General features: G+C 46.8%; 8 protein-coding genes. All 8 read left to right on the top strand.

All coding sequences use genetic code 11. From position 1 onward, the window contains the following. A partial coding sequence (gene hemL / locus PLL47_RS07675; RefSeq protein WP_502883683.1) for a glutamate-1-semialdehyde 2,1-aminomutase occupies nucleotides 1–1,267 on the top strand: 1,267 nt, incomplete at its 5' end. An 80-nt stretch (nucleotides 1,268–1,347) separates the two neighbouring features. Then, nucleotides 1,348–2,301 carry a hydroxymethylbilane synthase gene (gene hemC / locus PLL47_RS07670; RefSeq protein ID WP_324445600.1) on the top strand — a complete coding sequence of 318 codons (954 nt, stop codon included), beginning with the start codon at nucleotides 1,348–1,350 and terminating at the stop codon, nucleotides 2,299–2,301. A gap of 42 nt (nucleotides 2,302–2,343) precedes the next feature. After that, the gene (locus tag PLL47_RS07665; RefSeq protein ID WP_324445599.1) at nucleotides 2,344–3,249 is read left to right on the top strand and encodes a dihydroorotate dehydrogenase; all 906 of its coding nucleotides are present in this window, start codon (nucleotides 2,344–2,346) and stop codon (nucleotides 3,247–3,249) included. After that, nucleotides 3,249–4,028, top strand: a complete 780-nt coding sequence (locus PLL47_RS07660) for a dihydroorotate dehydrogenase electron transfer subunit (protein WP_324445598.1) — start codon at nucleotides 3,249–3,251, stop codon at nucleotides 4,026–4,028. The genes PLL47_RS07665 and PLL47_RS07660 overlap by 1 nt, the downstream gene beginning before the upstream one ends. A gap of 77 nt (nucleotides 4,029–4,105) precedes the next feature. Beyond that, nucleotides 4,106–4,840 (top strand): fumarylacetoacetate hydrolase family protein, encoded by a 735-nt coding sequence (locus PLL47_RS07655; RefSeq protein ID WP_324445625.1) that lies wholly within the window; start codon nucleotides 4,106–4,108, stop codon nucleotides 4,838–4,840. Next, the gene (locus tag PLL47_RS07650; protein ID WP_324445624.1) at nucleotides 4,840–5,145 is read left to right on the top strand and encodes a hypothetical protein; all 306 of its coding nucleotides are present in this window, start codon (nucleotides 4,840–4,842) and stop codon (nucleotides 5,143–5,145) included. Before PLL47_RS07655 ends, PLL47_RS07650 begins: the two co-directional genes overlap by 1 nt. Nucleotides 5,146–5,382: 237 nt before the next feature. Then, complete coding sequence (locus PLL47_RS07645; RefSeq protein WP_324445597.1) at nucleotides 5,383–7,098, top strand: glutamate--tRNA ligase; 1,716 nt, start codon at nucleotides 5,383–5,385, stop codon at nucleotides 7,096–7,098. A gap of 964 nt (nucleotides 7,099–8,062) precedes the next feature. Continuing rightward, nucleotides 8,063–8,727 (top strand): glycosyl hydrolase family 28-related protein (locus PLL47_RS07640; RefSeq protein WP_324445596.1); only part of this gene is annotated, 665 nt, incomplete at its 3' end.

Here is an 8,727-nt window from a genome sequence, read left to right as displayed (position 1 = left end):
TGAGATTACACTTGAGAAGTCCAGACAGATGTTTGAGAAAGCAAAAACCCTTATTCCGGGCGGGGTTAGCAGCCCGGTAAGAGCTATCAAGCCCTATCCATTCTATACCGCTTCTGCGAATGGTTCAAGGATAAAGGACCTTGACGGAAATGAGTATATTGACTACTGCCTTGCCTACGGTCCTGCTATTCTCGGGCACAACCACCCTGTTATAAAGGAAGCAATCAAACAGCAGCTTGACAAAGGCTGGCTTTACGGGACCCCTACCGAGCTTGAAGTTACCCTTGCAGAAAAGGTTGCAGGCTATTATCCCAGCATTGACATGCTCCGTTTCGTTTCTACAGGAACGGAAGCCACTATGAGCGCCCTCCGCCTTGCCCGCGGCTTTACACGCAGGAATAAATTCATCAAGATCGAAGGCGGGTTCCACGGAGCCCATGATGCCGTTCTCGTAAAAGCTGGTTCAGGAGCAACAACCCTTGGAGAGCCCGATTCCCTCGGCATTCCCGCAGATTTCACCAAACATACCCTTCAGGCTCCTTACAATGATATTGAAACAATGACCACGCTTGTGGAAAAGAACAGGGATGACCTCGCAGCAGTGATCATAGAACCTGTGCTCGGCAATATTGGTCCTGTCCTGCCGCTTCCGGGATACCTTGAGGAGCTCAGAAAGCTCACGAAGGAAAACGATGTGCTTCTCATTTTCGACGAGGTTATCACAGGGTTCAGGCTTGCAATGGGCGGGGCGCAGGAATATTTCGGAGTCGTGCCTGACATGACCACCCTTGGAAAGATCGTGGGTGGAGGCCTGCCCATAGGAGTCTTCGGAGGCAGGCGTGAGATTATGGAAATGATCGCACCTTCAGGACCTGTTTATCAGGCAGGGACCTTCAGCGGAAGCCCCTGTTCCGTGGCTGCGGGCATTGCCGTGCTTGATTACATGAAAGAGGAAAATATTCACGCAAAGCTGAATTCAACCGGAGATTACATGAGGACGGTGCTTTCAGAAACCGTTGAAGACGAAGGGCTCGACTACACGGTGTGCGGAATTGCTTCCATGTTCAAGGTCTTCTTCGGAAAAGAGCCGCACAACTACCAGGAAGTCCTGAAATGCGATAAGGAAGGCTACCTTGCTTTCTTCCACAGGATGCTTGCAAGCGGAGTTTTCCTGCCTCCTTCCCAGTTTGAGACCAATTTCATATCCGCAGCCCACAGCGATGTGGATATTGAAAAGACCCTTGAAGCTTATGCGGAAAATCTCTGAGGGTTTACATCTTTAAAAAATCATATCTCTGAGAACTTATGTATCTCAGAATTTATCTTTGAAAACGTTGAGGATTCTACATGATAATAGGCAGCCGGGGCAGCCAGCTTGCGCTTGCCCAGACAAACAATGTTGCACGCCTTCTTAAAGAGCAGGGCGTTGAAACCAGCATTAAGATAATAAAAACCAGCGGAGACCGGTTTACTGACCGCCCTCTGCATGCCGTATCCGGAGGAGTTGGGGCTTTTGTCCGGGAACTGGACGATGTTATGCTAGAAGGAGAAATCGATATCGCTGTCCACTCTATGAAGGACATGCCCACAGTTCGCCCGAAGGGGCTTCCTACGGTTGCGGTTTTGAAGCGTGACACCCCATTTGATATTCTGCTCACATACGACGGGACTCCTCTTGACGAACTTCCTGAACAGTCCATCATAGGCACCAGTTCCCTGAGGAGGACTGCCCAGATCAGGCGGTACAGGCCTGACCTTATCACCCAGGAACTCAGAGGCAACATCGACACAAGGCTCAGAAAACTCAGGGAAGGGCAGTATGACGGGATTCTGCTCGCGAAGGCAGGTCTTGAACGCATGGGCTGGGAGATTGAAGGAGAAATCCTTTCCCCTGACTTTTTCTGCCCTTCCCCTAACCAGGGCACGGTTGCTGTGGTGACAGGGGCAGGTACCGAAGCTGAAGCCGCAGTTTCCAGGCTTGACCATACCGAGAGCAGGATTGTTACCGAAATCGAACGCATCCTCATTGCCGAACTTGGAGGAGGCTGTACAACTCCTGTGGGTTCCTATGCTGAAATTACGCCAGATAAACAGGAAATCCATGTAAGGGCTGAAGTCCTTTCCCTTGACGGCAGGGAAGCTGTCAGTATTAATGAGTTTATCCCTATGCGCGGAGGCGTTGAGAAGGCAAGGGAACTCGGGCACAGGCTTGTAAAAATGGGCGGCAGAAGGCTGGCTGAAGAAGCTCTCCTTCAGATTTCCAGAAATGATTCATGCGGTTTCGAAAATTCATACGATTAATTGATGCAGAAACTGCCTGCGGGCAGGAAACGGAGTTATTTAATGTATACTCTCACCGGACTTAAATTAAAAAATCCTGCAATACTTGCAGCCGGAGTGCTGGGGACAACAGGAGCTTCCCTCTGCAGGGTCGCACGTGAAGGGGGAGCGGGTGCAGTTGTGACCAAATCTATAGGTCCTGCTCCCAAGACGGGTCACCCCAACCCGAGCATGATAAAGCTGGACTGCGGTTTTTTAAACGCCATGGGGCTTCCGAACCCTTCATATCCTGGCTTCCTTCAGGAACTCGAGTTTGCGAAAAACAACTCTGATGTTCCAGTAATTGCAAGCATTTTCGGCGGAACCCCTTCCGAGTTTGCCGAAGTTGCCGAAGGACTGCTTCCAGCAAAGCCTGACGCTTTCGAACTTAACGTGAGCTGTCCCCACGCCGAGGGGTATGGGGCTGCAATAGGTTCAAATCCCTGCCTTGTTGAGGCAGTTACGGCAGCAGTGAAGGACGTTGTTAATGTCCCTGTCTGGGTCAAGCTGACACCCAATGTTGCAGATATCACATGCACTGGAAATGCAGCCGAATCCGGGGGCGCGGATGCTGTTGTTGCAATCAACACGGTAAAAGGAATGGCTATTGACATTGAATCCGGATATCCTATCCTCGGGAACCGTTCAGGAGGGCTTTCAGGAAAAGCCGTCAAACCCGTAGCTGTAAAATGCGTTTACGACCTCTACACTGCCCTTGAAATTCCGGTAATTGGCGTGGGAGGAGTTTCTTCCTGGGAAGACGCTGTGGAAATGATGATGGCAGGAGCCTCAGCGGTTCAGGTAGGTTCTGCGGTATATGACAGGGTTGATATATTCTCCGAAATCGGTTCGGGAATAGAAGCCTTCCTTAAAAGAAAAGGTTATTCGGATATAAAGAAAATTATAGGGCTTGCCCACGAGATGGTCTGATGCTTCCTCTTAATGCTACAATAACACAGATAACTGAAGAATCCTCCCTGATCAGGACTTTTTTCTTTGACCACAGGTTTGAGGATATGGAGCCGGGCCAGTTTGTAATGGTCTGGGTCAGGGGCGTGGACGAGGTTCCTATGGGCCTTTCCAGAAAAAATTCGATAACCGTCCAGAAGGTGGGCGAGGCAACCTCAAAGCTCTTTGAGTTAAAAGAAGGAGACTCTTTTGGGCTAAGGGGTCCTTTCGGAAAAGGTTTCACCCTGCCTGCTAAAGGTGAAAAAGTGCTTATCATTGCCGGAGGGGTAGGTGCTGCTCCCCTGTCTCCTTATGCCGAGGCAGCCTTTGCCGCAGGTGCGGAAGTGAACACTGTCCTCGGGGCGCGGAGTGCAGAACACCTGCTTTTTGAAGGGCGCTTTGAAGCTCTTGGAAAGGTTTATGTGTCTACTGATGACGGTTCAAAGGGAATTAAAGGCTTTGTGACTGATGCCCTCAAAAACCTTAATGTCGCAGCTTATGACAGAATTGCGGTCTGCGGTCCGGAAATAATGATGGTTTCGGTTTTCAGGTTCCTTGAAGAGAAGAAAGTTCTCGATAAGGCAGAGTTCAGCCTCCACCGTTATTTCAAATGCGGAATCGGAGTCTGCGGGGCATGCTGCATAGACCAGTCCGGGCTCAGAGTCTGCAAGGATGGGCCTGTATTTTCAGGGGTCCAGCTCATTGGTTCGGAGTTCGGAAAATATTCACGGGATGCCAGTGGGCGAAGAGTTAAAATTTAAGTTTAGATATATCCTTTTAAAAAATGGAAGGAAGCGGAAAAAATACTCCGCGAAAACAGGATGAGGAAGGCAAAAATATGATTGGTAGGTTCAGGTCAGGCGATAACATTTTCTATGGAGAAATCGAAGGCGGGCGGGTGTATCCCACTGGAGGAACCTCTGCCGGGGCATTTGAACTTTCGGAACTTCGTGTTCTGCCCCCTTCATTCCCTACTAAAATCGTCGGTGTCGGCCTCAACTACAAGGATCACGCTGCAGAGCTTTCTATGCAGACTCCCGAAGTCCCTATCATCTTCTTAAAGCCTCCATCTGCGGTTATAGGGCATGGGGATAAAATCATTTACCCTGCATCCAGTAAAAGGGTAGACTACGAAGCTGAACTTGCAGTAGTGATAGGAAAGCGCTGTAGAAACATTTCAGCCGAAAAAGCCGAAGATGTTATTGCAGGATATACATGCTTTAATGACGTGACCGCACGTGACCTCCAGAGAAAGGATGGGCAGTGGACAAGGGCAAAGAGTTTTGATACCTTTGCAGCCTTCGGACCCTATATTGTCTCTACGGAAGAAATTGATATTTCCGATGCAAAGATTTCCTGTCGGGTAAATGGGGAAACAAAACAGGAATCAAGCACTTCAAATCTGATTTTTGACATTCCTTTTCTTATTGAGTTCATCACCGAGATTATGACCCTGGAAGTAGGGGACGTGATCGCCACAGGAACACCCTCCGGAGTTGGAGAACTTCACAGGGGAGACACTGTGGAAGTTGAGATCCAGGGCATAGGAACACTTAGAAACGAGGTCGTATGATGCTGCTCGAGCATATTGCAAACGAACTTGACCTTACAGAGCGCCACCTGATTGTTCTCAAAAAGGTAATCGAAGAAGGCCCCATAGGAATCCTTAAGCTTGCAGAGGTTACCGGGATGCAGAACCATAAGGTACGTTATTCTCTCAGAGTCCTTGAACAGGCAAACCTTATCAGACCTTCAGCCCAGGGAGCCATTCCGGGAGATTCTGTTCCTAAATTCCTGCAGGACTTTGAACGGGAAGTTAGCAAGATCCATGATAAAATATCCCGAATCCGGGAAATTGAATCTACGATCCCTAAGTAAAAGCTTTGATTTCTGAAAGCCTTCTGAATATGCTTTTTTGCTATCAGGTTCTTTCTCTGGAATTTCGGGTTTCGGTGGCTTTTTATAATCCTATTCACATGTTTTTTCCGAAATCGAATCCAGTGCATCTTATTGAACTGTCCTCCTTTCCGTGGGTTTATCTATCAGTTCAAATTATATACCATCCATATTCACTCAACAAAGATCTAACTAATGTTTATTTCTGGAGAAACTTCTATGACCTTAAGTCCTGAAGATTTTAAAATAATTGAAAAATACGCTCTTCAAAATGCTGTAAAATACGGAAAAGCCCCCCAGCCCAAAGCTGTTATGGGGAAAGTTATGGGGGAATGCCCCCAGTTAAGGGCTGACCCCAGCGGGGTATCTTCTGCCCTTGAAAATATTGTTTCCGAAATTGCTAAAGGGAGCCCTGAAGCCTGGGAAGCCCGCCTGTCTCAAATTGCTCCCGAGCTTATAGAAGCCCTGAGTGTAAAAAAAGAGCCAGACAAAGGCTTAAAACCCCTCGAAGGAGCCGAAACCGGCAAGGTTGTAATGCGCTTTGCCCCCAATCCCAACGGGCCGGCAACCCTGGGTAGTTCTAGGGGAATGGTTGTCAATTCCGAGTATGTGAAAATGTATAAGGGTAAATTTATCCTGCGCTTTGACGACACCGACCCTGATATAAAGCGCCCCATGCTTGAAGCCTATGACTGGTACCTTGACGACTTCAAATGGCTCGGGGTTGTGCCTGACCAGGTTGTACGCGCTTCTGACCATTTCCCTATCTATTATGATTATGCAAGAAAACTGATTGAGATGGGCAAAGCCTATGTCTGTTTCTGTAAAGGGGAAGATTTCAAGCAGTTAAAGGACGCCAAAAAAGCCTGCCCGCACAGGGATACAAGCCCTGAAGAAAACCTCATGCACTGGGATAAGATGCTTGCCGGAGAATACGAAGACCAGCAGGCTGTGCTGCGCATAAAGACCGATATAGAGCACAAAGACCCGGCACTTCGGGACTGGGGCGCATTCAGGATTAGAAAAATGTCCCACCCCCGCCCGGAAATCGGAAATAAATACATTGTCTGGCCCCTTCTTGACTTTGCGGGTGCTATAGAAGACCACGAGCTCGGCATGACACACATCATCCGGGGCAAAGACCTTATAGACAGCGAAAAGCGGCAGACGTATATCTACAAATACTTCGGCTGGAAATACCCGAAAACAACCCACTGGGGCAGGGTAAAGATCCATGAGTTCGGAAAGTTCAGCACAAGCACCCTCCGGAAAGCGATTGAATCTGGAGAGTACAGCGGCTGGGACGACCCCCGCCTTCCGACAATAAGGGCAATCAGACGCCGCGGAATAAAGGCTGAGGCCCTCAAAAAGTTCATGATTGAAATGGGAGTCGGAATGACTGACGTGAGCATCAGCATGGAGTCTCTCTATGCGGAGAACCGTAAAATCGTTGACCCCATTGCAAACCGCTATTTCTTCGTCTGGGACCCTGTAGAACTTGAAATTGAAGGAATGAAGCCTGTGGTTGCAAAGGTTCCCCGCCACCCCACAGACCATGCAAGAGGAATGAGAGAAATCCCAATAGAAAATAAGGTTCTTGTCTGCGCCGAGGATATTGAAAAGCTTGAAGTCGGCTCAGTCCTCCGCTTAAAAGACCTCTGCAACGTTGAAATTACATCTCTTTCCCCGCTGCGGGTAAAACGCTCTGAAACATCCCTCGAAGACCTTAAAAAAGCAAAGGGAAAAATCATTCACTGGGCGCCGGTTGATGGAATCCCTGTAAAAGTCCGCGGACCTGAGGGCGATATTGAAGGAATAGGAGAACACGGGATCGAAACCGAGCTTGATAAAATAGTCCAGTTTGAACGTTTCGGTTTCTGCAGAATTGATGCCGTAGAAGGAGAAAAAGTTGTGGCGTATTTTGCCCACAAATGATAGGGGAAAGAAAATGGGCAGATAACTGTCCTTTTTCTTTTGCCTATTTACCATTAACTTTCATTTTATCCCTTTATTTAGATAATTTATGCTATTTCTCATTCTATTATTTATATTAAATGTTATTTTCTTAAAATTTCGTCTTAAAAACGAAAAATCTTTTATAATATAACCTTCATGAACCTTAGATGTCAACTCAGCAATTAAACAACCAGTAAATAGCTAAAAACTTCTCACAAGAGTTGACCTGGCTAGATGCCATGAATGCTGAATAAATAGTAATTGATCAGAAGGAGTAACATCCTGTGTTCAGCAACGAAGTTTGAATGCTATTAAGGTAAAAGCTCTAATTTCGACTCTATCTCCAATGACTTACCCTATAATGTGATTGGAGAGTGAAACTCTGTGTGCAACGTGTCCGCCCCACATAAATCGCAGAGAACCGAATTGGACAGATTCAAAAATATTACGCAGACGTAATTAGATTTTTGAATTACCGTATAGACCCGACATAATTCAGATCTATACTATAGACTTGATCTGATTAGATAGTTCGGAAAAACATTACGAGTACGTAAAAAACATTACGAGTACGTAATATGGAATTTTGAGAAACCCGGGAAAGAGTATACTATTATTCTTGAGTCTTTGAGTTGCTCAAATTCTAAATCCAATCCAGAGGCGATACGATGCTAAAAAATAATTTAGGAACCCTGTTCCTGACAGCATGTCTTCGTTTGACAACCGTATCAACCGTTGGATAAAACTATTGTAGTTTTTTGAGTTCTCCCAAAATCTAAAATCCAACCCAAAGGTGATACGATGCTAAAAATGGAGCAGGAACCCCTATTCCTGACATTCTGTCTTAGTTTAACTTCCGTATGTGCTTTGGGAACGCCCAGACTCTAATCCTGCAAAACTTGTTGAGTCTCTCAAATTCCAAATCCAACCCAAAGGTGATACGATGCTAAAAAGACAGATAGGAACCCTATTCCTGGTAACATGCCTTATTTTAACAACCGTACCCGCGGCGTTAGGCGCACAGAATTCAGTAACCGTAAGTCCGTCTGGATCAAATGATCAGACTGCAATAAATAATGCAATAAATTCCGTAGCATCAGGAGCAACATCAAGTAACCCTGGATATGTTGTCCTCAGTGCTGGAACTTATAAGATAAGTGCACCTATAGTTTTGAAATCCAACGTAGTACTGAAAGGTGCAGGCGACAGTACAATAATCTATGCTACTGGTTCCGTTTGTAACTCCGATGGATCCCCTGCGTATGTATTCGGGTCAGGTGTTTCTAACGTTGAAGTATGTAATCTTCAATTCAAAAGTTCAGCAACCAGCCCCAGTGACGGAGGTCACGGAGACTACCGCAACTGCATAAAATTCAAGTCTGTGACCAGTGGTAAAGTACATGATATTTCATTCACCCGCTATCTGTATGGTGATGGTGTCAGAATCAGTGGAAGTTCTGGAATAAATGTATACAACTGCAAAATAAAGTCCTCAGGACACGATGGCGTATCCTTCCTGTCCGGCACCAGTGATTCCAGAATGTACAACTGTGATGTTGAGGTTCAGACCAACACAGGTGTCAGAGTAGACAACTGTGCAAATATTGA

The organism is Methanosarcina sp. (assembly GCF_035390745.1).
In the GTDB taxonomy this organism is placed as follows: domain Archaea; phylum Halobacteriota; class Methanosarcinia; order Methanosarcinales; family Methanosarcinaceae; genus Methanosarcina.
The sequence above is the reverse complement of the archived record's forward strand: the minus strand, read 5'-3'. Positions and strand labels throughout refer to the sequence as shown.

What these genes read in the sequence shown, in the direction of transcription:
- PLL47_RS07665 (WP_324445599.1), top strand. Translation starts at nt 2,344, where the DNA reads ATGTATACTCTCACCGGACTTAAATTAAAAAATCCTGCAATACTTGCA.
- hemC (WP_324445600.1), top strand. Translation starts at nt 1,348, where the DNA reads ATGATAATAGGCAGCCGGGGCAGCCAGCTTGCGCTTGCCCAGACAAAC.
- PLL47_RS07645 (WP_324445597.1), top strand. Translation starts at nt 5,383, where the DNA reads ATGACCTTAAGTCCTGAAGATTTTAAAATAATTGAAAAATACGCTCTT.
- PLL47_RS07650 (WP_324445624.1), top strand. Translation starts at nt 4,840, where the DNA reads ATGCTGCTCGAGCATATTGCAAACGAACTTGACCTTACAGAGCGCCAC.
- PLL47_RS07660 (WP_324445598.1), top strand. Translation starts at nt 3,249, where the DNA reads ATGCTTCCTCTTAATGCTACAATAACACAGATAACTGAAGAATCCTCC.
- PLL47_RS07655 (WP_324445625.1), top strand. Translation starts at nt 4,106, where the DNA reads ATGATTGGTAGGTTCAGGTCAGGCGATAACATTTTCTATGGAGAAATC.